The sequence below is a fragment of the Luteimonas sp. S4-F44 genome (assembly GCF_022637415.1).
In the GTDB taxonomy this organism is placed as follows: Bacteria; Pseudomonadota; Gammaproteobacteria; order Xanthomonadales; family Xanthomonadaceae; genus Luteimonas.
Map to the genome: position 1 here is coordinate 154,959 of NZ_CP093340.1, position 23,044 is coordinate 178,002.

Sequence of the window (23,044 nt, forward strand, 5' to 3'; positions counted from 1 at the left end):
GTTTTCTGCGACCGAAAGCGGCCCCCATCCCAACCCTCCCCCGTAAACGAGGGAGGGGGCGAGAGGCGGGGGTTACCGCAGTCCAACCAACGTGCCGATCAGCCCTGCAACGTCGCCAGCGCGTCGTTGAAGGTCGCGCTGGGGCGCATCGCCTTGGCGATCTTCGCCAGATCGGGGTGGTAGTAGCCACCGATCTCCACCGGCGTGCCCTGCGCGCCGTTGAGCTCGGCGACGATGGCCGCCTCGTTGTCCGACAGCGCCTTGGCGAGCGGTGCAAACGTCGCCTTCAGCGCGGCATCGTCGTTCTGCGCCGCTAGGGCCTGCGCCCAGTACAGCGCCAGGTAGAAATGGCTGCCGCGGTTGTCGAGCTCACCCACCTTGCGCGCCGGCGAGCGGTTCTCGTCGAGGATGCGGCCATTGGCCGTATCCAGCGTCGCCGCCAGTACCTTGGCCTTGGCGTTATCGCGCGTCTGGCCCAGGTGCTCGAGCGAAGCCGCCAGGGCGAGGAACTCACCCAGCGAATCCCAACGCAGGTAGTTCTCTTCGACGAACTGCTGCACGTGCTTGGGCGCCGAACCGCCGGCACCGGTCTCGAACAGCCCGCCGCCCGCCATCAGCGGCACGATCGACAGCATCTTCGCGCTGGTGCCCAGCTCCATGATCGGGAACAGGTCGGTCAGATAGTCGCGCAACACGTTGCCGGTCACCGAGATGGTGTCCTCGCCCTTGCGGATGCGTGCCAGCGAGAACGCGGTCGCCTCGACCGGCGGCAGGATGCGGATGTCCAGGCCGTTGGTGTCGTGATCCTTGAGATAGGTCTCGACCTTGGCGATCACCTGCGCATCGTGCGCACGCGCGCGGTCGAGCCAGAACACCGCGGGCGTGGCCGACAGGCGCGCACGGCTCACCGCCAGCTTCACCCAATCCTGGATCGGCGCGTCCTTGGTCTGACACATGCGCCAGATGTCGCCGCTCTCGACCGCGTGCTCGAACACCACATTGCCGTCGGCATCCGTCACCCGCACCGTGCCGTCGGCCGGAATCTGGAACGTCTTGTCGTGCGAACCGTATTCCTCGGCCTTCTGCGCCATCAGACCGACGTTGGGCACCGAGCCCATCGTCGCCGGATCGAACGCGCCATGCGCGCGGCAGTCCTCGATCACCGCCTGGTAGACGCCGGCATAGCAACGATCCGGAATCACCGCCTTGGCATCCTGCAGCTTGCCTTGCGCGTTCCACATGCCGCCCGAGTCGCGGATCATCGCCGGCATCGACGCATCGACGATCACGTCGCTGGGCACGTGCAGATTGGTGATGCCCTTGTCGGAGTTGACCATCGCCAGCGCCGGGCGCTGCGCATACAGCGCATCGATGTCGGCGCGGATCGCATCCTGCTGATCCTGCGGCAGCGACTGGATGCGTGCGTACAGGTCACCGATACCGTTGTTCGGATCGAAGCCCACCTTGGCCAGCGCATCGGCATGCTTGGCCAGCACGTCGCGGTAGAACTCGCCCACGACCACACCGAACATGATCGGGTCGGAGACCTTCATCATCGTCGCCTTGAGGTGCAGAGAGAACAGCACCCCCTGCGCCTTGGCATCGGCGATCTGCGCCGAGACGAACGTCGCCAATGCCTTGCGCGACATCACCGCCGCATCAACGATCTCGCCGGCCTGCACCTTCACCGGATCGCGCAGCGCGGTGACCGCACCGTCGGCGCCGACCAGTTCGATCGTCAGCGCGCCGGCCTTGTCGATCGTCGCCGAACGCTCGCTGCCATAGAAATCACCGTCGTCCATGTGCGCAACGTGCGTCTTGGAATCCGACGACCACTTGCCCATGCGGTGCGGATGCTTGCGCGCGTAGGCCTTCACCGACGCCGGCGCGCGGCGATCGGAGTTGCCCTCGCGCAGCACCGGATTGACCGCACTGCCCTTGACCCGGTCGTAGCGCGCCTTGGCGTCGCGCTCGGCGTCGTCCTTGGGCGTATCGGGGTAGGCCGGCAGATCGAAGCCCTGCGCCTGCAGCTCGGCGATCGCCGCCTTGAGCTGCGGCACCGAGGCGCTGATGTTCGGCAGCTTGATGATGTTGGCCTCGGGCGTGGTGGCCAGCGCGCCGAGCTCGGCCAGGTGATCGCCGATCTTCTGCGCCTCGGTCAGCCGCTCGGGAAACTGCGCCAGGATGCGCCCGGCCAGCGAAATGTCGCGGGTCTCGACCGCGATGCCCGCCGTGCGCGTGAACGCCTCGACGATGGGCAGCAGCGACTGCGTGGCCAGGAACGGGGCTTCATCGGTGAGCGTGTAGAGGATCTTGGGGGTATCGACCATGTCGGGCGTGTCTCGTCGGAAGTCGTCGGGGAGAAAACGCACCATGGCCACCCGGCGCAGCCTGCGGCTGCCCCGTGGCGCTGCATCCGCAAGGGGACAAGGCCATGGCACGCGCGTCGCGAACGACGCAGCGCCCCGCATTGTCGCGTGTTTGCCGGGGGCGCGAAAGGCGACGGGGTGCGTGGGAACATACGGGACAGGATGGGTTTTGGCTTGCCACTGTCTCGCGATCACGCATCAGTGCTGAAGGCGGGCGGCTTGAGCCTGGCATCACCCGATGCTTCGGGTGACGCCCCGGAATCCCCGCCAACGCTGGGCCTTGGGGCTGACGCCGTGTCGGGGCACAGCGCATCAATCAAGATGCGCCGGGCCTCATCTTCCATCGAATGGCCGTGTTGCGTTGCCAGGATGCGCAGGCGCGCGAGCATGTCGTCGTCCAGGTCATGGAGCGTCAAGCTGTCCAAGCGATCGTCTCCAAACCGAGGCTGATGTTATGGATCGTGCGGTGATGGCGCATGTCAGGTCTCCGCGCCATCGACGGTGAGCATCAATACGCCCTTGCCGGCAGTGATCCGCAAACGCGTACCGACGTTGAAGCCCAGCGCGTCAAGCCAGAGCCCGCTCAAGCGCAGGTAGGGCACCTCGTCGTCGCCCTTGTAGCGATCGCGCACTGCGTAGTGGTGATAGCCCACCGTGCAACGCCGTGGCCGGCGCGGGCGGCGGGCCTTGGCGGGGTGGTCGTGACCGATATGCCGTGGGGTGCCCGCATCGGTCGGTGATGAGGGCGCGTCGGCTCGGGACCCGATGACGGAAATGTCGAGGCTGTCGGTTTGGCAATACATGAGAATCCTCCATGACGAACGTGCGCTCGCGAAAGCGCGAATGGCAGCGACAACGGGAGCGGGCCCGCCGCTGTAAGGCACGACCAGCGGCGAACCCGATCCGTCAGCCGATCAGTGCAGCGCGAGCTGTTCCGACACACGCGCAGGCGATGCGACGCCATACGCCGGCCGGTCCTCGCGCACGCCGCTACGCGGCTTGGCGCTGCGCTCGATCAATTGATCCTGCACCTGCTCCAGGATGTCCCGGACGGCATCGGCGCCCTCCGAGATCGCCAGACCCAGCGTCGGCACCGTGGCATCGGCCAGATCGTCTTCGTGGCCCGATGCCAGCACGTCGCCATGTGCCATCAGCGTCTGCACCAACCGGTCGAGTGCGTCTGCCTGATCGATGGTGACGCCGAAGACGTACGGCTCCGGCACATCGGATGCACGTGCGGGCGACTCCCTTGTGGCGTATGGCGTCGCATACGGATTGGCCTCGGGGTCTTCCGCAGGCGCGTCCGATGGCGCTGTGCGTTCGTCGGTCGCCGTTGCGGCACGCGGCTTGGACGGCGCGTCTGGTCGCGGTCGCCACGCCATGGCCTCCAGTACCAGTTCAGCCTGCTCGGCCAACATGGCCAGGCACGTCGCCAAGTCGCCGTGGCTGACCTCGGGCGGGTGGTCCTGTTCCTCATCGTACGTGCGCGGCTGCGCCAGACGCGACAGAAACTCCATGTGGTCGCGCAGTTTCGTCAGCCGCTTGCGGTCGTCTTCCGGCAGGAAGTAGCCAGCCCGCTCGGTGTCGTGCGTGTCGTGGTTCGACATGATGTTGCCTCCTTCAGTCCATCGAAGTGACCCGCCAGCCGGAATCGGCGACGGGAAGTCGGGAGGCTAGAAACCGCACGTAGACGGCGGGCGTATTTCCCCGAAGGGTGTTGTATTAGCCGCCCTCCCGACGCAGGCAACGCGTCGGTTGTGCTCGAAAGGATCTCGGGCACAAAAAACCCACCGGTTTGTCGGAGGTGGGTACCGCTACGTGAGGAGTTTCTAGGCTCCGTGGTCGAGTGTGCGAGGGGGCTGCGTGGTTGTCAAGTGACCCGTCTGCTTTTCGGCCAGAAGCGGCCACTTAGACGCTTGAGTTAAGCAGCGCCGCGAAGGGGCATCGGCTTGACTGAATTGTTAGAGGTCACTGACCTTGCTGGCCGGCCAATTAATGTTTCGAAGATTTGATAATTCTTCTCTGAATTTCTCACCGTAGGCTGATCCAGCCGCACTACGCTCCTCATCTACGGCGATTTGAACGAGAACATTTCTCCGAAAATCCTCTGGTTGGCCCGTTAGGAGGTGCTCGGCCATTGCTCTGGCCGCTGGCCCTCTTGGCATACCAGGAGGTCTATTTCTAGCCCTCTGTCCCGCCCCAGAATACTCATCCAAAGCCTCCTTTCGAAGTGCCTCGAGCCTAGCGCCAACACGAGAAACCTCCGCTTGAAAGAAGCTCATATCACCCGCTCTCAGCTCCTTTAATGCAGCCATTTCCATCTCCCTCCTTAAACACTCCTCGGGAGATATAGACAGCACCCTCTTTGCAAAATCAACCTTTCCTCCTGAATCATCGCCAGTTTGATCAACGGGTAGAAGTGCCCCAGAGCATTCTGCTCCGACGCGAAAAATGTAAGTGCTAACTGAAGATGCTCGGATCTTCTTGTACGCCACATCGAGTTCGTCTTGTATCCGATTGAGCTCAATCTCTCTACGGGCAATTTGCTCGTCCAGTAATGCCTTTTGATAAAGAGGTATCACAGTAAAGTAAATTGTTCCTGCCGTGATAATGAATAGACCGAACTGAGCGACGTGGCTGGCTCTTACGAGCCAGACGTCCAACGGGTTCAACGGGGGATCGGCTGTGGTTTTTTGCCTTCGGATAGCAGGAAATTTTCGCGGTATTCTTCGGAATGCCATGATGTTGAGTATCACCTCTAACTTCCAAGTTGACGGAGCCATGGGTCTGGTTATACGACTTATGCACAAAGCCTCGTGCGTCGGGCTTTCCCCCTTGATACCACTCGATCTTAGGGCGGCTGGGCCCGACGAACAAGGCAACGTATAGCCGGGCCTGGCGAGGTTCGGCGCTCACACCAATGGCGGCTATGGGTCGGATGCCGCCATGTCGTGCCCACGACTTCTTTCGGCCAATAGCTGACATTCGGCTATCACCAAGGCGACCTACGGAAAAAGGCAAAAACTGGGCTGGAACCACACTGGCTGCTTCTGAGCCGCAAATCGTGCTGAATGGGCATTCGTTCAGGCTGGACCTTTCAAGGCCGCCGATCATTCTCGAGGAAATAGCATAGGCAGCATCACCGGCGGCGCCGACGCCGACGTCACCGTCAATCGGTTCAAGAAGTTCTTTTGCGACGTGAAAGGAAAACGCTTTTTCTTCACGAAAGGGCTGGATAACGCGGCGCTAAAGCATCTCGAGACGATTAAGGTGCTACGCACTAGAAGAAGTCGCGCAGATGGCGACCCAACAGTCTCTCCGCCGGATCGCGCGAGTTCGCGCTCGTGCCGTGGCCACCGGCGCTGGAGCGCCAGCTCAGCAAGCCAGTCGCAGGCATCGTGCGTGGCGATGGAAGAACTGGCAGTTTCGTCGCGCCCGTGGCGGACCAACTATCGTGTGACCGCTCTTTATTCTCCCGCATGCTCTCCTATACTTGACGAAAGGGGGGAAGAACGATGTTCGAAATTACTGGCGCGCAAGTCGCCGACCTCAATGACGCCGATCTGCGGACACTCGTCGCACGTCTCGCTTTGGCAGAATTGCGGGCTCAGGGTTGCCCCAGTTCGTCGGTGACCGCTGGCGGCAATCAGGACGCGGCGGATGGCGGGCTTGATGTTCGGGTCGAGTGCCCGTCCGCACTGCTGATGCCGGATTTCGTGCCGCGCCAGCACACAGGGTTTCAGGTAAAGAAGCCCGACATGCCGGCGAGCGCAATCCGCGATGAGATGCGTCCTAGCGGCGTACTACGGCCGGTCATCGCCGAACTCGCCGCTCGCTCGGGCGCCTACATCATCGTCAGCGCTCAAGGGTCGGTCGCAGACAAGCCGCTGAGCGATCGTCGCGATGCGATCCGGGCGCAGCTCGACGACCTGCCTGAGGCCGGGCAGTTGCATAGCGACTTCTACGATCGCGACCGGCTGGCTACATGGGTCAATCACTATCCCGGGATTGTTGCCTGGGTCCGCATGCGGCTCGGCATCGGTATGTCGGGCTGGGGCAGCATCGGCGATTGGTGCGGCGTCGGCGTGAGCGAGGAGACGCCCTATCTCTTCAATGACAAGGCTTGCCTAACTGATGAGCGAACGAGCGACCGCGAGCAACTCACCATCGGCGAGGGTCTCGCCCGGCTTCGTGTCTCTCTGACCCAAGCTCGCCAATGTATCCGGTTGATCGGCTTGTCCGGTCTCGGAAAGACTCGTCTCGTGCAGGCACTGTTCGAGGATGGTGTCGGCGAGGCGCCGCTGGACCCGGGGCTTGCCGTTTATACCGACTATTCGGTCGAGACTGACCCGACCGCCCGGGACATGGCGCGCCAGCTAGTTATCGCACGACAACGTGCGATCCTGATCGTCGATAACTGCAATCCGGCGACGCACAGCGAACTTGCCCGCATCTGTTCGGAAGCGGGGAGCCAGGTCAGCCTCCTCACGGTCGAGTATGATGTTCGCGACGATGAGCCCGAGCGTACCGAGGTCTTTCGCCTGCAATCAGCGTCACCCGAAATGGTGGAACTGTGGCTGGAAAAGACCTTTCCCAATGTGACGCAGGTGGACCGGCGCACCATATCGGAGTTCAGCGACGGCAATTTCCGCGTGGCGCGCGCCCTCGCCGAAACCCTCCGGAAAGGCGAGACCTTGGGAGAGCTCAAGAGCCGTGACCTCTTCGAGCGGATTTTTCACCAGCGCAACGAGCCCGACCGGGATCTCCTTTCCGCCGCCGAAGACCTTGCGCTGCTCTATTCGATCGATGGCGAAGACACGTCGGAAAGCGGCGAACTTGCGCGGGTTGCTGCTATTCGCGGCGCTTCCGTGGCGGCGATGTATGCGGCGCTGAACACGCTTCGTCAGCGCGGGATCGCGCAGCTGCGCGGACGGTGGCGCGCGATCCTGCCGCACGCGATCGCTAACCCGCTCGCCGGGTTCGCCCTCGAACGCATGCCCCCTGCCGATTTCGATCGCTTCTGCGCGTCGCTCACGGCGCGGATGCAGAAGTCCCTTTCGCGCCGCCTCGGCTATCTGCACGACAGCGCCGAGGCACGGGCCGCGGTCGAGCGCTGGCTCGGTGCCGACGGTCTTCTTGGCGATCTCACGGCGTTGGGCGAAGACGGCCTCCAGATCATCTCGAATATCGCTCCGGTCGCGCCCGATGCCGTGCTCGCAAGGATCGAGCAAGACGTGGCCGGGCCGCGCGGCGCCGAGATACTCGATCCGCAGTCGAGCGACCGATGGCAGTGGATACGGTTGATCAAGCTCCTCGCTTACGATCCACCGCTATTCGACCGCGCGGCGACATTGCTTGCCCGGTTCCTCGCCACCGAACCGCCCAATCACAACAACAACTCGGTATCGGAGATGTTCGCCGAGCTGTTTCACCTGCATCTGTCCGGCGCCAAGGCTTTGCCGGACCAGCGGCGATCGCTTGTGCGCCGGTTCGCCCAATCTGGTGATCCGGCTTTGATGCGCTGCGCCGGCGTCGCCCTCGATGCGCTGCTGAAGGCGCATCATTTCAGTTCATCCAGCGACTTCGACTTCGGCGCCCGGTCACGCGACTATGGCTGGCACCCGCCGACCTATGGCGACATCTGGGCCTGGTACAACGGCGCGATCGACTTGGCGGTCGAGCTTTCGCCAATCATCGAAAACGCCCGGGACCACCTTGCCCATAGCGTAAGGGAGCTCTGGCATTTCGGCGCCTGTCACGATGCGCTCGAACGGGCAGCGACCCACTTCTCTTCCGAGCGGCCCTGGATCGAGGGGTGGATCTGCTTCCGCACAGCGCTGCGTTTCGACGGCGACTCTATGCCTGATGAGGTGCGTGCGCGTCTCACCGCGCTCATCGACCGCCTGAAACCCACCGATCTCCTCCATAAGGCCCGTGCGGTGGTACTGGGGCGCAGCAGTTTCGGTTGGGATGTCGCTGACGTTGATGTCGACGACGGCAATGTCATGAAGCCGTATGAGCGCGCCTCCCAGCTCGCGAAGGAGATCGGAACCGCGCTCGCGCACGACCCGGAGACGCGTGCTGCCTTCATCGCCGAACTTCTCGTCAAACAACATCCGGAGCGCGCCTACGAGTGCGGCATCGGCCTGTCGGTTGGCGCCGCCGATCTTGATGCGATGTGGCGGGAACTGCTGAGCCTCTTTTCTGCCGCCGATGTGGACAGCCGGAATCCGACGGTGCTGGGCGGGTTCATCCATGGCGCACACGCCAGGGATTCGGCCTTCGCCGACGCCGCGCTAGAGGATGTGATCGAGAATTCCGATCTCGCCGCGAGCTTGCCCTATCTTCAGGCGCGTGTTGCTATCGATACCCAGGGCATTGCGCGGCTTCGGCGTGCGATTGATCGTGGCGTCCTGTCGGCGCGGACTTTTCACAGCCTCGCCAATGGCAGCGTCGGCGAGTCTCCACCCGACGCGCTTGGCCCGCTGCTCACCGACATCGCTAGCCTCGCCGACGGCGTGGAGATCGCGCTCGATATCCTTCACATGCACTTCTACCGCGATCGGGAGGAGGGCCGGCAACACGCTCCATCATTGATTGCCGTCGGCCGTGAGCTGCTGCTGCGCGCCGACTTCGGGAAGCAACAGTTGCCTCGCGATTTCAGGCTGCATACCGTCATTCGGGTCTGCTGCGCCGGACCTGATGGTGCGGCGACGCTGCGCGAGATCTGTGCACGGGTCCGGGTCGGGCTGGAGAACGTCTATCTCTCGTCCTACGATCTTGGTTATGTCTTTAAGGCGCTCTTCGAAACGCATCCCCTCATCGCTCTCGACGAATTCCTGCTTGCTGAGCACCGGCCGAGGAATCGGAGACTTTTTGCGGGGGACTTCGGGTCTGGCACGCCGGTGGAAGATGTTGGCGCCGAGACCCTTGTCCAGTGGGCGAATATCGATCCGGATCGGCGCTATCCTCTGCTTGGCAAGAGCATCTCCATGTTCAAGCGGCGGCAGGGCGAAGAGGAGAATGGTGTCTCCACGCTTTTCCTGAAAATATTGGGCCACGCGCGAGACAAGCAGGCGTTTCTCGGTGATTTCTGGTCGCGGCTGCAGCCGCGCGGCTGGAGTGGCTCGCTTGCCGATATCCTAGTTCGGCGTCGCGCAGCTATCACAACGCTGGGTGACGATGTCGGAGGCGAGGTTCGGCAATGGGTCACCGACATGCTGCCCGAACTGGAACGCTGGATCGAACATGAGAGCAAGCGCGATCGGGAAGGCGAGCAGAGTTTCGAATAGCTGCTGATCCGAGCATCCTCAGCGGGGCTCTGACGACGATCGCGGCTTTCGCGGAGTCTTAGGCCGGACCCGCCGCCCTTTGCATTTCTGCCCGACGCTTCGCGCTGCGCGAATGGCCGGTTTTGGCACACCGCTGCCGAACGGCTGCTTAGGGCCGATAGCGGACCTTCCCGGTCGTCCGATGGCTGAACTGCACGGTGCAGTAGATTCTTGCGATGATAGTGCAGTGGTCCTACAGCTGCCCGCGCGCGCTGCAGGGCAACTGATGGCACAGTCGAAGGTCAACGCGCCCCCCCGGCTGCCCTATCATCGACGCGCACATGGCGCCCTCCGCCGCGCCACATATCGAGTCCTGCCATGAAAATAATCGGCCTGCTCGGCGGCATGAGCTGGGAATCCACGATTCCCTACTACCGCACGATCAACGAGACCATCAAGCAGCGGTTGGGCGGTCTGCATTCGGCCCGGATCGTGTTGTTCAGTGTCGACTTCCACGAGGTCGAGCGGTTGCAGCACGCGGGGCAGTGGGACGAGGCGGGTGCGTTGCTGGCGGACGCGGCGCGGCGGCTGCAGGCGGCGGGCGCGGAGGGCGTGGTCCTGTGCACCAACACCATGCACAAGGTGGCCGGGCACATCGAGTCGGCGGTCGAGATTCCGCTGTTGCATATTGCCGACCCCACCGCCGAGGCGATCCAGGCGCAGGGCCTGCGCCGCGTTGGGTTGCTGGGCACGCGTTTCACGATGGAGCAGGCTTTCTATCGCGCGCGGCTGGAGGACAAGCACGGCTTGCAGGTGCTGACGCCGGCGCCTGACGATCGCGAGGTGGTGCATCGCGTGATCTACGACGAGTTGTGCCTGGGCCGCGTCCGCGAGGTATCGCGCGCGGCGTATCTCGCGATCATCGATCGCCTGGTGGCCGAGGGTGCCCAGGCCATCATTCTGGGCTGCACTGAGATTTCGTTGCTGGTCGAACCGCAGCATGTGCCGCAGGTGCCGTTGTTCGATACGACGCAGCTGCATGCGGTGTATGCCGCGACGTGGGCGCTCTCGCCGTCCTCGTGACGGTGGCGCCCGGCCCGATGCGGCGGCAGATGTGCTGTCGTCTTCAGGGGCAAAGCCGGCGGGTTCGGTACGGACGCCCGTTGTTCGCATCGCGGCGGCGCTGGACCCGACCGCGCTTGCCGGGCGGCTGACCGTGTCGAGCACCGCCCCGCCGTAACGGGGTCGGGTGCAGGCCATGACTTATTCCACTGCCCGCCGCGGTGGCGGCGCCTCTAGCGTGTCGCATGCGCGCCGTCCCGGCATCGCACCGTGTGAGGGTGAGGCGATGCGACTCTGCCTGTGGGCTCTTCTGCTCGTTCTGACGGCGTTGCCGGCCGCGGCGCAACACCCGGACACCTGGCTGCTCTCCATCGACCGGTGGGGCAATGCCGAACACAAGTTGCTGACCCTCCAGTCGTCGGCCTCTGGCGTATCCGGCGACCTGGACGGCTGGCCCGTGAACGGCGCGAGGCAGGGCACGCACCTCAGCGTCTCCGCTGTCGACAGCCACGAGGTCGCGTATCGCTTCGAGGTCGAGGTGTCGGGGGACCGTCTGACGGGGTGGGCGGATTATCCCGATACCAGTAATCAGGGGCCGCGCGTGCGGCACGCCGTCACCGGGTTGCGCCTGACGCTGCCATCGGGGCCGCCCACCCGCCGGGTGTACGCACCGACCGGCTACGCGAATGCCTTCGATGCGTCGCGCGCGCCGGTGCTGGTGATCCAGCCCGGCGATGTGGTGGCGACCCGCACCGTCGATTCGGGCGGCGTGGACGCCGACGGCAAGGTGGTGGCGCTGTATGGCAATCCGCACACCGGCCCGTTCTTCGTCGCCGGGGCGAAGGCCGGTGACGTGCTGGCCGTGCGGATCGTGCGGTTGCGGCTCAATCGCGACACCGCCGACAGCCTGAATGGCCTGACGCCGCGGGCGACCTCGCTCGGCATGGTCCCGCAGACGGCCGGGCTCGGCCAACGGGTGCGCTGGCGGCTGGATCGCGAGGCAGGCACGGCGCGCCTCGAAGACCCGCCCGAACGCCTGCGGTCCTACGTGGTCCCGGTGAAGCCGATGCTCGGCGGCTTGGCGGTCGCGCCCGATTTCGGATTCGGTGCGCCGTCCACCGGCGACACGGGGCGCTGGGGCGGCAACATGGACTTCAACCGGATCGTCGAAGGCGCGACGGTCTACTTGCCCGTCTACCAGCCGGGCGCCCTGTTGTATCTGGGCGATGGCCATGCCTTGCAGGGTGACGGCGAGACGACGCAATGGGCCCTGGAGACTTCGCTCGATGTCGAGTTCAGCGTCGAGGTGTTGCCGGGCCGCGCCTTGGCCGCGCCTCGGGTGGAGGACGCGACGCATCTCAGTGTCGTCGGCCAGGCGTCGTCTCTGGACGAGGCCGTACGCGCGGCAACGGCGGCGATGATCCAGTGGCTGGCGCAGGACTATGGGCTCGATGTGTCCGAGGCGTCGATGGTGTTGGGTACGGCGGCGGAGTTGCGCGTCGTCACGTTGGCTGGCCGGAACGCAGGCATCGCCCTGAGTCTGGAGAAGGCCCGCCTGGCCGGCCTGGCGAAAGAGGGGCGGGGCTCCCCTGGGCGGTAGCGACCTGCACGCGGCGCCAGCGTTCGCGCGGGCACAGGCGGGCGCTCGGTTGACGGGCCGTCAGCGCGCCATCCAGTATCGGCCGGCCGTCGATCGAGAGCGTCTGGTGTCATGAAGCACGCGCCACCGGGGTACGACTGCCCGTTCTGCGGCATCGCCAACACGCTGCCGTCGCCCGCGCAGGCGTCGGCGGTGGTGCTGGTGGACGCACATGTGTTCGCACTCGTGCCGACGCATCACTACGCCGGCATCCAGGGCAACTGTCTGGTGATTCCGCGGGCGCACTACGAGAACGTGCTGGATGTGCCAGATGCGCTGGGCGTCGACGTGTTTCGTGCTACACGCCGGCTGGCCACCGCGATGCGCGGCGCCTTCGGATGCGACGGCATCTCGACGCGACAGCACAACGGTCCGGCCGGCAATCAGGATGTGTGGCATTACCACCTGCATGTCTTTCCGCGTTACACGAACGACGGATTGCACGCAGGGCCGAAAGCCCGCTACACGACCGAGGCGCGCATTGCGCTGGCGGCGCGCCTGCGGGCTGCATTGCCGTGACGGGGACATCGCGACTCCGATGTTTACGCGGCTGGCTGCTGGCGTGGGGTGAAGTAGCCGCATCATCCGCACGATCGTGAGGATTGAACGCGGACTTCAAGGCGTCGGGCAAAGATCCTCATGTCAGTGAGGACTTTGGCGTGCTTGGTCTGGTTTGCGATGCGGCCGGGCGAGGGCAAACAAGCCCAAAGCCTTCGACTTGCGCCAACACAGAAGCGCCGGGCAGTTCACCCGGCGCTCGGTCGCTACATCGCGGCAGCGCGTCCGCCTATCGCACCGCGAACTCCCGCGTCTCCACCACGGTGCCGTCCAGCAGCACTTCGAGTTTGTAGGTGCCGGTCGGCCAGCCGTCGGGGTGCTGGATGTCGAATGCGATGACATCGGGCCCGGGGACGATGTCGGTGTCGGTGTTGCGCACCAGCTGCCCTTCGCCGTAGGTCCAGCGCGCGGTGAGCTTGGCGGCGCTCTCGCCGTCGACGCCGACCGAGGCGTAGATGGTGTCGGTCGGCGCGAATTCGGAGGCCGGTGCGGCGACGCGGTTGTCGCCGTCGACAGCATTGCCCAGTTCGACGCTGGTCACGCGCGCGGGCGCCGGCGGTTCGGGCGCGGCCGGGGCTTCGGGAGCAGGTGCCTGGGGCGCGGGGACGACGGGGGCGGGCGCGTCGCGGTTGCAGGCGGCGAGCAGCACGGTGCTCAGCATCGCGACGGTCATGGCGGCGGGAACGACGGGACGGGTCATGGGCACTCCGGTAACGGGAAGGGCGCGGGCCGTGCTTCAGTCCGCGGGCAACTGCAGCACCTGACCGGGCTGGATGCGGTCGGGGTCGTCGAGCACGTCGCGGTTGGCGGCGTAGATCGCCTGCCAGCGGCTGGCGCGGCCGTAGACCTGTTCGGCGATGGTGGAGAGCGTATCGCCCTTGCGCACGACATGGGTGCGCACGGGCGCGGGCGCGCCGGCCTGCGCGTCCTCGTCGGCGGCGCTGCGCACGCCGCCGGTGACGCGCGAGAAATCAGGGGCATCGTGGCCGGGGGGCCTGGACGGGGACATCGCGACAGCCTCCAAGGACGGGGACGCCGCCAGCCTCCCATCTGCCGCGTTAAGAATCCATCGCGCGCCAGCGCTACTGGCGGGCGTCGCGCAGCATGGTCGGTGCGGCAAGGCCGGGGGTCGCGCGCCAGGGGTTGATGTCCAGGCCGCCGCGGCGGGTGTAGCGCGCCTCGACCGACAGCGCGAGCGGGGCGCAGCGGGCGACCAGGTCCACGAAGATCCGCTCCACGCATTGTTCGTGGAACTCGGCGTGATCGCGGAACGAGACCAGGTAGCGCAGCAGCGCGTCGCGGGCGATGCGTGGGCCGCGGTAGGCGATGTGCAGGCTGGCCCAGTCGGGTTGGCCGGTGACCGGGCAGTTGGACTTGAGCAGCGCGGAGGTCAGCCGTTCTTCGACGATCTCGCCGGGGTCGGCGCGCAGCAGCGCGGCATCGGGCGGGCCGTAGTGGGCGATCTCGACGTCCAGGGCGTCGATTGACGTGCCCTGCGCGGCGTCGTCGGCCATCGGTGGCAGGCCGAAGGCGACCGTGACCTCGGCGCCCGCAGCGTGCGAGAGGTCGGCAGCGATGCGCGCGCGCGCCGCTTCGGGGGTGTCGAAGCGGGTGTGGTTGAGCGAGTTGAGGTAGAGCTTGAGCGACTTGGACTCCACCAGTTGCGGCGAGGTGGCCGGCACGAGCACGGTCGCGGTCGCGACCACGGGCTTGCCGCGGGCGTCGAGCCAGCTCAGTTCGTAGGCGTGCCAGCGGTCGTGGCCGGCGAACGGCAGCGCGTCGTCCAGGCCGATCTCGCGGCGGCCGAGCGTGCGCGCGATCGGGAACAGCAGGCCCGGGTCGTAGTGGCGCGGATAGGCGACCTCGCGGCCGAGCGGGATGGGCGGCGCGGCCGCGGCGGGGACATCGGACATGCGCCGATTCTACCGCCGTGGGCCGCGCTGCCCGGCGCGACGTTCAGTGGCGCGTGGGTTCGCTGCGCAACTGCAGCACCTGGCGGCCGTCGCCGTAGGCCGATGGGGCGTGCGCGACGACGATGCGTTCGTCGGCGCTCTCGCCCAGGGTGTCGCCGTCTTCGATGACCGGGCCGTGCTCGAGCAGGTAGGCGCAGATGCCGGTCAGCCGGTCGAACACGTTCTCGGCGCTGTCGTCGGTTTCGGGAATCTCGATGTCCATCAGCCCGAGCATGTCCATCCCCAAGGTGTGGCCGGTCATGGTGCCGTCGGGGCGCGCGCCGATGTTGAACGCGACCCAGGCCAGCGGCATCGGTTCGGGCAGCTGGGCCATCGCCAGTTCGCGAAACAGCGCCGGCAGCACGATGTGGTTGGCGCTGCCGAAGTAGACCGCGCGCACGGTGTCCAGCAGCGCGGTCGCCGAGGCCAGCACGCGGCTGAGCAGCACGGCGCGGCCGAGGGCGTCGAGCGTGGGGGCAGTGCCCTCGGCCGGGAATTCCATGACCGTGACGATGGTGTGCGCGGCGTAGTCCTCCGGCGCGGGCTCGGCGTTCGGCCACAGCCGGCTGTGGGCGGCGATCTGCGCGATGTCGTCGCCGATCGGGGCGGCGATGGGCATCAGCAGGATCGAGACGTCGCCGTAGTCGATGCTCAGCGGGCCGTCGGGCATGTCGAAATCGCGTGGCTCGGCGCGCAGAAGCTCGGTGTCGAGGTCGGGCCAGTCGGCGCGCATCTGCGCGGCCAGTGCCTCGGCGGTCAGCGCGGGGTCGGCACGGTCCTGCAGCAGCATCGCCAGACTCGCGGTCATGCACCGGCCTCCGCGTCGCCGTGCAGGTAATCCAGGCTGACCTGCAGCAGGGCGCGCAGGCCGAGGTCGAGCGCGGATTCGTCGAGGTCGAACTCCGGCGAGTGGTTGCTCGGCGCGCGCATCGGGTCCTGGCCCTTGGGCGTGGCACCGACGAAGAAGAACAGGCCGGGCACTTCGCGGGCGTAGTACGAGAAGTCCTCGGCGCCCATCGTCAGCGAGGGGTCGACGACGTTGTCGGCGCCGGCCACGGCCTGCAGGCTGGGCAGCAGGCGCGCGGTCAGCGCGGGGTCGTTGGCGGTGACCGGGTTGCCGTCCTCGGCCGGGATGCGGGTCTGGACGGTGGCGCCGTGCGCGGCGGCGACATGGGTGGCGACGTTCTGCAGGTCGGCGAAGATCGCCTTGCGCACGTCTTCGTCAAAGGTGCGGATGGTGCCGACCAGTTCGACCTTGTCGGGAATGATGTTGTAGCGGATGCCGCCGTCGATCGCGCCGAACGACACCACCGCCGGCAGTGTGGAGATGTTGGTGCGGCGGCTGACGATGGTCTGCGCGGTGCCGACGAGGTCGGCGGCCGCGACGATCGGGTCGATGCCGCCCCAGGGCCGCGAGCCGTGGGTCTGGCGGCCGATCACGTCGATCGAGAAGCGGTCGGACGCGGCCATCAGCGGGCCGCCGCGCACGCCGATCTGCCCGGCCTGCAGCGTCGAGAACACATGCAGCCCGAACACCGCGTCGGGGCGGAAGTCACGGAAGATGCCTTCGGCCAGCATCATCGAGGCGCCGCCTTCTTCGCCCTCCGGTGCGCCTTCCTCGGCGGGCTGGAACACGAACAGCACTTCGCCGGGCAGTTCGTCGCGCATCGCCACCAGCGCCTGGGCCACGCCCATCAGGATCGCGGTGTGGGCATCGTGGCCGCAGGCGTGCATGACGCCGGTGGTCTGGCCGCGGTACTCGGCTGTGGCGGTGGAGGCGAACGGCAGGCCGGTGCGCTCGGTCACCGGCAGCGCATCCATGTCGGCGCGCAGCGCGATGCGCGGGCCGGGCCGACCGCCCTTGAGCACGGCGGTCACGCCGGTGTGGGCGATGCCGGTCTTGGGCTCGAGGCCCAGGCTGCGCAGGTGCGCGGCGACCTTGGCCGCGGTGCGGGTCTCGCGGTTGCCGAGTTCGGGATGCTGGTGGATGTCGCGCCGCCAGTCGACGACGCTGGCCTGCAGCGTCGTCGCGGCGCGGGCGACCTCGGGGCGTTGCGCGCTCTGCGCGTGGGCGGTGACGGGCAGGGCGGTACAGGCGCATAGCAGCGCGGCGGCGAGTCGCGTCATCGACAGTCTCCGGACATGGAATCCCGATCCTAGGCGATTTCGCGCCGCAACCGGTCGGTCGCGGCGGGGACGAAGCGGGCAGCGCTCTGGCACTCAGCCGTCGGTTGCGCCGCTCTGCAGGTCCAGCGTCGCGCGCAGCAAGGCGCGGACGCCGATCTGCAGCGCGGCCTCGTCGGGTGCGTAGTGCGGCGAATGGTTGATCGGCATCGTCGCCGGGTCCTGGCCTTGCGGCGTGGTGCCGACGAAGAAGTACGCGCCGGGCACGACATTGGCGAACTGCGAGAAGTCCTCGGCCACCGTGACCAGCGGCATTTCGAGGACGTTGTCGGTGCCCACCGCGGCCTGCAGGGCGGGCAGCACGCGGCGCGCGAGGTCGGGGTCGTTGACGGTCGCCGGGGCGTTGTTGACGACGTCGAGCTTCGCGGTCGCGCCGGCAGCGTGGGCGTAGTCGCTGGCGATGCGGTCGAAGCGGGCGATGACGTCCTCGCGCACGGCGGCGTCGTAGGTGCGCAGCGTGCCGACCAGGCGGGCATCGTCGGGAATGATGTTGAAGCGCACGCCGCTCTGGAACTGGCCGGCGGTCAGCACCACCGGGGCGTTCACGGTGTTGATCTGACGCGCGAGCATGCTCTGCGTGGCCAGCAGCACCTGGGCGCCGACGGTGATCGGGTCGATGCCGTCCCACGGCCGCGAGCCGTGGGTCTGCTTGCCGGTGATCGTCAGCGCCCACTCGTCGGCGCTGGCAAGCGAGGGGCCGCTGCGGAAGCCGATCTGGCCGGTGTGCAGGCCGGCCCAGACATGCAGGCCGAGGATCGCATCGGGCTTGCCGTCGGCGAATGCGCCCTCGTCGAGCATGCGCTGGGCGCCGAAGGTCTCGCCGGGCTCCGGCGGGCCTTCCTCGGCAGGCTGGAACACAAACACCACCTCGCCGGCGAGCTGGTCGCGGTGCTCGGCCAGCGCCTGTGCCACGCCCATCAGGATCGCCACGTGCATGTCGTGGCCGCAGGCGTGCATGACGCCGACCTCCTGGCCGCGGTAGGTGGCGCGCGCGGTCGAGGCGAACGGCAGGTCGGTGCGTTCGGTCACCGGCAGCGCGTCCATGTCGGCACGCAGCGCGATGCGCGGGCCGGGCCGGCCGCCCTTGAGCACGGCGACCACGCCGGTCGGGCCGATGCCGGTGCGCGGTTCCAGGCCGAGGCGCTGCAGGTGATCGGCGACGAGCGCGGCGGTGCGCGTCTCCTGGTTGCCGAGCTCGGGGTGGCGGTGCAGGTCGCGGCGCCATGCGACCAGCCGGTCCTGCAGCGCGGCCGCGGCCTGGGTCGGATCGAGGGCGTCCTGGGCGTGGACGGGCCCGATGGCGGCGAACAGGCAGGCGAGCAGCGGAACGGCGAAACGAGGGCGCATGGCGGTGTCCAGAACGGGGGGCCTCCGGATGCTAGGGAATTTCCGCGTGGATTGCGCGCGGGTCCAGACGCGGACGCGGGCGAGGACACGTCACGAAAACTATCGTCTGAAGATCGTGAGAGCGACTTTTGCGCATGTCCGCATCGCGCACACTTCGGTCCGCAATCTGCGGGAGGGCCGATGCGCAGCAAACTGTTCGTGCCGGGCGTGCGTCCGGACCTGTTCCAGAAGGCCTGGTCCGGCCCCGCCGATGGGGTGTCGTTCGACCTGGAGGACGCCGTGGCGCCGTCGCGCAAGGCCGAGGCCCGCGCCGCGGTCGCGGCGTTTCTACGCGAGCATGCACTGGGCGAACACGCGTTGCGCGACCCGGCCCGTGCGGCCTCGGCACCGCTGGCGATCGTGCGGGTCAACGCGCCCGACACCGCCGACTTCGAGGCCGATCTCGCCGCGTTACTGCCGGTGTCCCCGGACCTGATCAACCTGCCCAAGATCGACTCGGCCCAGGCGCTGCGCGCGGCGGTCGCGCGCATCGAGGCGCAAGAAGCCGCGTTGCCGGCCGATCCGGCCCGGCGGGCGCCGGCATTGCTGGTCAACATCGAGACGCCGCGCGCGCTGCGCGTTGCCGCAGAGATCGCCGGTGCGCATCCGCGCGTGGCCGGACTGCAACTGGGGTTGGGCGATCTGTTCGAGCCGGCGGGGATCCGGCGCGATGTGGCCGCGCACGTGCAGGCGGTGATGTTGCAGGTGGCGCTGGCCGCGGGTGAGGCGGGGGTGTTCGCCTGCGATGGGGCCTACGCCGATTTCCACGACGATGCCGGTTTCGAGCACGAGGCGACGATGGCGCAGCAGTTGGGATTCATCGGCAAGAGCTGCATCCACCCGCGGCAGGTGCCGCTGGCGCACGCGGTGTTCTCGGTCGACGCGCAGGCGCAGGCCGACGCGCGTCGGATCGTCGATGCCGCGGACGCTGCGCGCGCGCAGGGCTTGGGGGTCTGCGTGGTCGAGGGCCGCATGATCGATGCGCCGTATCTCAAGCGTGCCGAGCGCGTGCTGGCCCAGGTGGAACGCGATGCGGCGCGCTGACCGCGCGGGTCGGCGCTCGGGATTGCTGGCAGCGCTGCTGGCCCTGCTGGCGGTTTTCGCCGTGTTGCCGGCGCAGGCCGAGAGCCTGGCTTCGGTCGATGCGACGCCGTTGGCGGCGTTGCCCGACGGTGCGCGCGTGCAGACCTTGCTGACGCTTGGCGACCGGCCGCTGGCGATCGCAGGCCACCGCGCGTGGCGCTTGGACGGTGACGGCGCCGACGGCCGCTGGCAGCCGATGGCCTTGCCGGCCGGGGTCTCGGTGGCGCGCCTGCAAGCGGCGACACCCGACGGCGCCGGGACGCATCTGCTGCTGGGCAATGGGGGCATGGCCCAAGAGGCCGTGACGCTGGCGCAGGTGTCGGGCGCGCTGGTCGTGCAGCCGTTGCCGCCGTTGCCCGAGCCGCTTGTCCACGCCCGTCTGGCGGTGCTGGCCGGGGTGCTCTATGCCGCCGGCCTGGACGCGGACGGCCAGGCGCGGTTCTACGCGCTGTCGCGCACCACGCCCGGTGCCGGCTGGATCGCGCAGGCGTCGTGGCCGCACGGCAGCGCGCCGTCGTCGCTGGTGGCGCAGAAGTTCGCGTTGTACCTGACCGCGGTCGACGGCCGCATCCGCCAGTGGACGCCCGCCGAAGGCTGGCAGGACCGCGGCGCGCTGCCCGGCGCGGTGGTGGACGGATCGGCCCAGCCGATCGGCCAGGCGCATGTGCTCTACCTGCTGCGGCCGGCACCGGGCGCGCAGCCGGCGCTGCAGACCTTCCACACCATCACCGGCTCCTGGGCGGTGTTGCCGGCCACGCTCGACGGCGAGGCGCGCCTGGCCGCCGGCTGGCGCAGCGGTCTGGTTTGGGCCTCGGCGGACGGCGGCCTGCACGCGGCGCAACTGCGTTCGGGCAAGCACCTGCTGCACTGGCTGGACTGGGTGGTGATCGTGGTCTATCTGCTCGCGATGCTCGGCATCGGCGGCTACTTCTATCTCAAGGACCAGACCGCGTCGGAGTCGGACTTCTTCATGGGTGGGCGCAGCATTCCGTTCTGGGTGGCCGGCGTGAGCCTGTATGCGACCAACACCAGTTCGATCAGCTTCATCGCGATTCCGGCCAAGGCCTACGAGACCAACTGGCAGTACCTGACCAACAATCTGATCGCGGTGCTCGGCCTGATGTTCGTCGCGGTGTGGATCGTGCCGCTGCTGCGCCGGCTGGATCTGATGTCGGTGTTCTCGTACCTGGAGACGCGCTTCCATCCGGCGATCCGGATGCTGGCCAGTGCGCTGGCGATCGCGATGCAGGTCGGCAGCCGCCTGAGCGTGATCCTGTTCCTGCCGGCGCTGGCGATCGCAACGATCACCGGCATCCCGGTGGTGTGGAGCATCCTGATCATGGGGGTGTTCACGATCCTCTACACCGCGATGGGCGGTATGCGCGCGGTGGTGTGGACGGACTTCGTGCAGGTGTTCGTGAAGATGGGCGGCGCGGTGTTCGCAATCATCTTCATCCTGGTGTCGCTGGGCAGCGACCTGGACACGGTGCGCGAGGCGGTCGCGATCGAGCACAAGACCAAACTGCTGGACTTCAGCTTCGATCTGACCAAGGCCACCGTCTGGGGCTTCCTCTTCCTGGTCGTGTTCGACGTGGTGCTGACCTTCCCCAAGGACCAGGTGCTGATGCAGCGCACGCTGGCGACCAGTTCGGACAAGGAGGCGGGGCGCTCGATCTGGGTGTTCGCCGCGATCATGATTCCGGGCGGCTTCGTGTTCTACAGCATCGGCACCGCGCTGTGGATGTACTACCGGCAGAACCCCGAGCGGCTCGACCCGCTGCTGCCGATCGATGCGACGTTCCCGTTGTTCATCGCCGCCGAGTTGCCGGTCGGCGTGACCGGCTTGATCATCGCCGGCATCTTCGCCGCGGCGATGTCGACGCTGTCGAGCATCATCAACAGCGTCGCCACGCTGCTGTCGGTGGACTTCTATTCGCGGCTGGCCAAGGCGCCGACCGAGAAGGGCAGCGTGCGCTTCGCCGAGTGGATGACGGTGGTGGTCGGGTTGACCGGCATGGGCCTGGCGCTGGTGCTCTCGCGCTACGACATCCATTCGCTGTTCGACGTGTCGATCGAGCTGGCCGGCCTGCTCGGCGGCGGCTTCGCTGGCGCCTATACGCTGGGCATGTTCACCAAACGGGCGAACTCGCCGGGGGTCGCGATCGGCATTGGTGGCAGCATCGCGCTGACCCTGCTGGCCTGGTCGTTCGACCTGGTGCACCCGTACTTCTATCTCGGCATCTCGATCATGCTGTGCATCGTGATCGGCTACGTGGCCAGCCTGTTCTTCGCGCCGACCCCGCGCTCGCTCGAGGGGCTGACCATCCACACCCGCAAGGCCGACGCCTGAGACGCCCCGCGGCGGCCGGCGTCCAGGCCCTTCGGCAGGGGCGCAGGCGGCCGCGGCGCGGGTAGGCTGGCGCGTCGCCGCCGACGTCCCCCAGGACCGCGCCCTTGGATACCCAGTTCCTCAACACCTTCGTGCACGTGGTCGATCGCGGGTCGATGGCCGCCGCGGCGCGCTACCTCAACATCACCCCGGCCGCGGTTGCCCAGCAGATCCGCACGCTCGAGCGCGAGTTGGGCGCGCCGTTGATCGCGCGTGCTGGGCGCACGGTGTGCGTGACCGAGCCCGGCGCGCGGATCCTGCAGCGTGCCCGCGACCTGCTGCGCGACGTGGCCGACCTGCGCAGCGTCGCCAACGACCGCGCGCTGTCGGGCGAGCTGCGGCTGGGGGCTTGCCCGACTGCGCTGGCCGGGATGCTGCCCGACGTGCTGGCGCGCATGGTCAACGTGCTGCCGCAGATCAACGTCTTCATCAAGCCGGGGTATTCGGCCGAACTCTATGCCGATGTCGAGCGCGGCGACCTGGACGCGGCGATCGTGCTGCAGGCGCCGTTCGCGCTGCCCAAGACCTGCGACTGGGAAGTGCTGCGCGAGGAACCGCTGATCGTGCTCGCGCCGCAGCACCTGGCGCATCGCGACCCGCACGCGTTGCTGGCCGAGGAACCGCTGATCCGCTACGACCGCCACCAGTGGGGCGGCCGCCAGGCCGACGACTATCTGCGCCGGGTCGGGATCGTGCCGCGCGAACGTTTCGAGCTCAACGCGCTCAATGCGATCGCGGTGATGGTCGATCGCGGCCTGGGCGTGTCGCTGGTGCCCGACTGGCAGCAGCCGTGGCCGGCCGGGTTGCGGCTGGCGCGGCTGCCGTTGCCCGAACCGACCGAGCCCCGGCGCATCGGCATCGTGTGGTCGACCGCCAGCGTGCGCAGCCGGCTGGTCGCTGCGCTGCGCGAACAGTGCCGCACCGTTGCACGGGCGTCGACACGCGACGAGGCCACAGTCTCGGAGTGACCGGAATGCTGCGGCGCAACACATATTTGCTTGCCTCGTAAGCAATAAAAACTTCGGTTTGAACATACGTTCAGGCGATGCATCGCTGTGGCGCAGACCCCTAGTCTCTCTGGCCACCGGAGGACGCATCGCGCCGCCGGTTCCACAGCCTCCAGGCCGCCGCCGGCACATCCGGCCGCCACG

Annotated in this window: 18 protein-coding genes; 7 read left to right on the forward strand and 11 right to left on the reverse strand. The window is 67.2% G+C overall.

What is annotated here, in order from left to right:
* Window positions 1–98: 98 nt before the first annotated feature.
* The 5 genes from MNO14_RS00740 to MNO14_RS00760 all read right to left on the reverse strand — a co-directional run bounded on the left by MNO14_RS00740 (window position 99) and on the right by MNO14_RS00760 (window position 5,152).
* Complete coding sequence (locus MNO14_RS00740) at window positions 99–2,330, reverse strand: NADP-dependent isocitrate dehydrogenase (protein WP_241944912.1); 2,232 nt, start codon at window positions 2,328–2,330, stop codon at window positions 99–101.
* Between the two features lie 230 nt (window positions 2,331–2,560).
* Entirely contained in the window at window positions 2,561–2,794 is a 234-nt protein-coding gene (locus tag MNO14_RS00745) for a hypothetical protein (protein WP_241944913.1), read from the reverse strand.
* A 54-nt stretch (window positions 2,795–2,848) separates the two neighbouring features.
* Window positions 2,849–3,172: a SymE family type I addiction module toxin gene (locus MNO14_RS00750; RefSeq protein WP_241944914.1), complete on the reverse strand. Its 324-nt coding sequence runs from the start codon at window positions 3,170–3,172 to the stop codon at window positions 2,849–2,851.
* A 111-nt stretch (window positions 3,173–3,283) separates the two neighbouring features.
* Entirely contained in the window at window positions 3,284–3,976 is a 693-nt protein-coding gene (locus tag MNO14_RS00755) for a hypothetical protein (RefSeq protein ID WP_241944915.1), read from the reverse strand.
* A 354-nt stretch (window positions 3,977–4,330) separates the two neighbouring features.
* Window positions 4,331–5,152 carry a hypothetical protein gene (locus MNO14_RS00760; protein ID WP_241944916.1) on the reverse strand — a complete coding sequence of 274 codons (822 nt, stop codon included), beginning with the start codon at window positions 5,150–5,152 and terminating at the stop codon, window positions 4,331–4,333.
* Between the two features lie 732 nt (window positions 5,153–5,884).
* Here MNO14_RS00760 and MNO14_RS00765 point away from each other — a divergent pair.
* From MNO14_RS00765 to MNO14_RS00780, 4 genes are all read left to right on the forward strand, one after another.
* A complete protein-coding gene (locus tag MNO14_RS00765) occupies window positions 5,885–9,661 on the forward strand; it encodes a hypothetical protein (RefSeq protein WP_241944917.1) in 3,777 nt (1,258 codons plus the stop codon).
* Between the two features lie 357 nt (window positions 9,662–10,018).
* Window positions 10,019–10,723, forward strand: coding sequence for an aspartate/glutamate racemase family protein (locus MNO14_RS00770; RefSeq protein WP_241944918.1), 705 nt, complete (start codon window positions 10,019–10,021; stop codon window positions 10,721–10,723).
* 265 nt (window positions 10,724–10,988) lie between these two features.
* A complete protein-coding gene (locus MNO14_RS00775) occupies window positions 10,989–12,302 on the forward strand; it encodes an acetamidase/formamidase family protein (RefSeq protein ID WP_241944919.1) in 1,314 nt (437 codons plus the stop codon).
* A 111-nt stretch (window positions 12,303–12,413) separates the two neighbouring features.
* Window positions 12,414–12,860, forward strand: coding sequence for an HIT family protein (locus tag MNO14_RS00780; RefSeq protein WP_241944920.1), 447 nt, complete (start codon window positions 12,414–12,416; stop codon window positions 12,858–12,860).
* Window positions 12,861–13,128: 268 nt separating this feature from the next.
* Here the strand turns inward: MNO14_RS00780 and MNO14_RS00785 are convergent, their stop codons facing one another.
* The 6 genes from MNO14_RS00785 to MNO14_RS00810 all read right to left on the reverse strand — a co-directional run bounded on the left by MNO14_RS00785 (window position 13,129) and on the right by MNO14_RS00810 (window position 18,382).
* A complete protein-coding gene (locus tag MNO14_RS00785; RefSeq protein WP_241944921.1) occupies window positions 13,129–13,599 on the reverse strand; it encodes a DUF3244 domain-containing protein in 471 nt (156 codons plus the stop codon).
* A 36-nt stretch (window positions 13,600–13,635) separates the two neighbouring features.
* Window positions 13,636–13,908, reverse strand: coding sequence for a LysM peptidoglycan-binding domain-containing protein (locus MNO14_RS00790; protein ID WP_241944922.1), 273 nt, complete (start codon window positions 13,906–13,908; stop codon window positions 13,636–13,638).
* Window positions 13,909–13,981: 73 nt separating this feature from the next.
* Complete coding sequence (queF, locus tag MNO14_RS00795; protein ID WP_241944923.1) at window positions 13,982–14,812, reverse strand: NADPH-dependent 7-cyano-7-deazaguanine reductase QueF; 831 nt, start codon at window positions 14,810–14,812, stop codon at window positions 13,982–13,984.
* 43 nt (window positions 14,813–14,855) lie between these two features.
* Window positions 14,856–15,659 (reverse strand): DUF4261 domain-containing protein, encoded by an 804-nt coding sequence (locus MNO14_RS00800; protein ID WP_241944924.1) that lies wholly within the window; start codon window positions 15,657–15,659, stop codon window positions 14,856–14,858.
* Window positions 15,656–16,978, reverse strand: coding sequence for an amidohydrolase (locus tag MNO14_RS00805; protein WP_241944925.1), 1,323 nt, complete (start codon window positions 16,976–16,978; stop codon window positions 15,656–15,658). The genes MNO14_RS00800 and MNO14_RS00805 overlap by 4 nt, the downstream gene beginning before the upstream one ends.
* Before the next feature lie 93 nt (window positions 16,979–17,071).
* Window positions 17,072–18,382, reverse strand: a complete 1,311-nt coding sequence (locus tag MNO14_RS00810; protein WP_241944926.1) for an amidohydrolase — start codon at window positions 18,380–18,382, stop codon at window positions 17,072–17,074.
* A 180-nt stretch (window positions 18,383–18,562) separates the two neighbouring features.
* Here MNO14_RS00810 and MNO14_RS00815 point away from each other — a divergent pair, with 180 nt between their 5' ends.
* From MNO14_RS00815 to MNO14_RS00825, 3 genes are all read left to right on the forward strand, one after another.
* The gene (locus MNO14_RS00815) at window positions 18,563–19,465 is read left to right on the forward strand and encodes a CoA ester lyase (RefSeq protein WP_241944927.1); all 903 of its coding nucleotides are present in this window, start codon (window positions 18,563–18,565) and stop codon (window positions 19,463–19,465) included.
* Window positions 19,452–21,854: a sodium:solute symporter gene (locus MNO14_RS00820; RefSeq protein WP_241944928.1), complete on the forward strand. Its 2,403-nt coding sequence runs from the start codon at window positions 19,452–19,454 to the stop codon at window positions 21,852–21,854. The genes MNO14_RS00815 and MNO14_RS00820 overlap by 14 nt, the downstream gene beginning before the upstream one ends.
* 104 nt (window positions 21,855–21,958) lie before the next feature.
* Window positions 21,959–22,861, forward strand: coding sequence for a LysR family transcriptional regulator (locus MNO14_RS00825; protein ID WP_241944929.1), 903 nt, complete (start codon window positions 21,959–21,961; stop codon window positions 22,859–22,861).
* The last annotated feature ends 183 nt before the right edge of the window (window positions 22,862–23,044 follow it).

Excerpts from the sequence above, each read along its gene's own strand:
- MNO14_RS00740 (WP_241944912.1), bottom strand. The coding sequence starts at position 2,330 with ATGGTCGATACCCCCAAGATCCTCTACACGCTCACCGATGAAGCCCCG.
- MNO14_RS00750 (WP_241944914.1), bottom strand. The coding sequence starts at position 3,172 with ATGTATTGCCAAACCGACAGCCTCGACATTTCCGTCATCGGGTCCCGA.
- MNO14_RS00755 (WP_241944915.1), bottom strand. The coding sequence starts at position 3,976 with ATGTCGAACCACGACACGCACGACACCGAGCGGGCTGGCTACTTCCTG.
- MNO14_RS00760 (WP_241944916.1), bottom strand. The coding sequence starts at position 5,152 with ATGGCTCCGTCAACTTGGAAGTTAGAGGTGATACTCAACATCATGGCA.
- MNO14_RS00765 (WP_241944917.1), top strand. The coding sequence starts at position 5,885 with ATGTTCGAAATTACTGGCGCGCAAGTCGCCGACCTCAATGACGCCGAT.
- MNO14_RS00770 (WP_241944918.1), top strand. The coding sequence starts at position 10,019 with ATGAAAATAATCGGCCTGCTCGGCGGCATGAGCTGGGAATCCACGATT.
- MNO14_RS00775 (WP_241944919.1), top strand. The coding sequence starts at position 10,989 with ATGCGACTCTGCCTGTGGGCTCTTCTGCTCGTTCTGACGGCGTTGCCG.
- MNO14_RS00780 (WP_241944920.1), top strand. The coding sequence starts at position 12,414 with ATGAAGCACGCGCCACCGGGGTACGACTGCCCGTTCTGCGGCATCGCC.
- MNO14_RS00785 (WP_241944921.1), bottom strand. The coding sequence starts at position 13,599 with ATGACCCGTCCCGTCGTTCCCGCCGCCATGACCGTCGCGATGCTGAGC.
- MNO14_RS00790 (WP_241944922.1), bottom strand. The coding sequence starts at position 13,908 with ATGTCCCCGTCCAGGCCCCCCGGCCACGATGCCCCTGATTTCTCGCGC.
- queF (WP_241944923.1), bottom strand. The coding sequence starts at position 14,812 with ATGTCCGATGTCCCCGCCGCGGCCGCGCCGCCCATCCCGCTCGGCCGC.
- MNO14_RS00800 (WP_241944924.1), bottom strand. The coding sequence starts at position 15,659 with ATGACCGCGAGTCTGGCGATGCTGCTGCAGGACCGTGCCGACCCCGCG.
- MNO14_RS00805 (WP_241944925.1), bottom strand. The coding sequence starts at position 16,978 with ATGACGCGACTCGCCGCCGCGCTGCTATGCGCCTGTACCGCCCTGCCC.
- MNO14_RS00810 (WP_241944926.1), bottom strand. The coding sequence starts at position 18,382 with ATGCGCCCTCGTTTCGCCGTTCCGCTGCTCGCCTGCCTGTTCGCCGCC.
- MNO14_RS00815 (WP_241944927.1), top strand. The coding sequence starts at position 18,563 with ATGCGCAGCAAACTGTTCGTGCCGGGCGTGCGTCCGGACCTGTTCCAG.
- MNO14_RS00820 (WP_241944928.1), top strand. The coding sequence starts at position 19,452 with ATGCGGCGCGCTGACCGCGCGGGTCGGCGCTCGGGATTGCTGGCAGCG.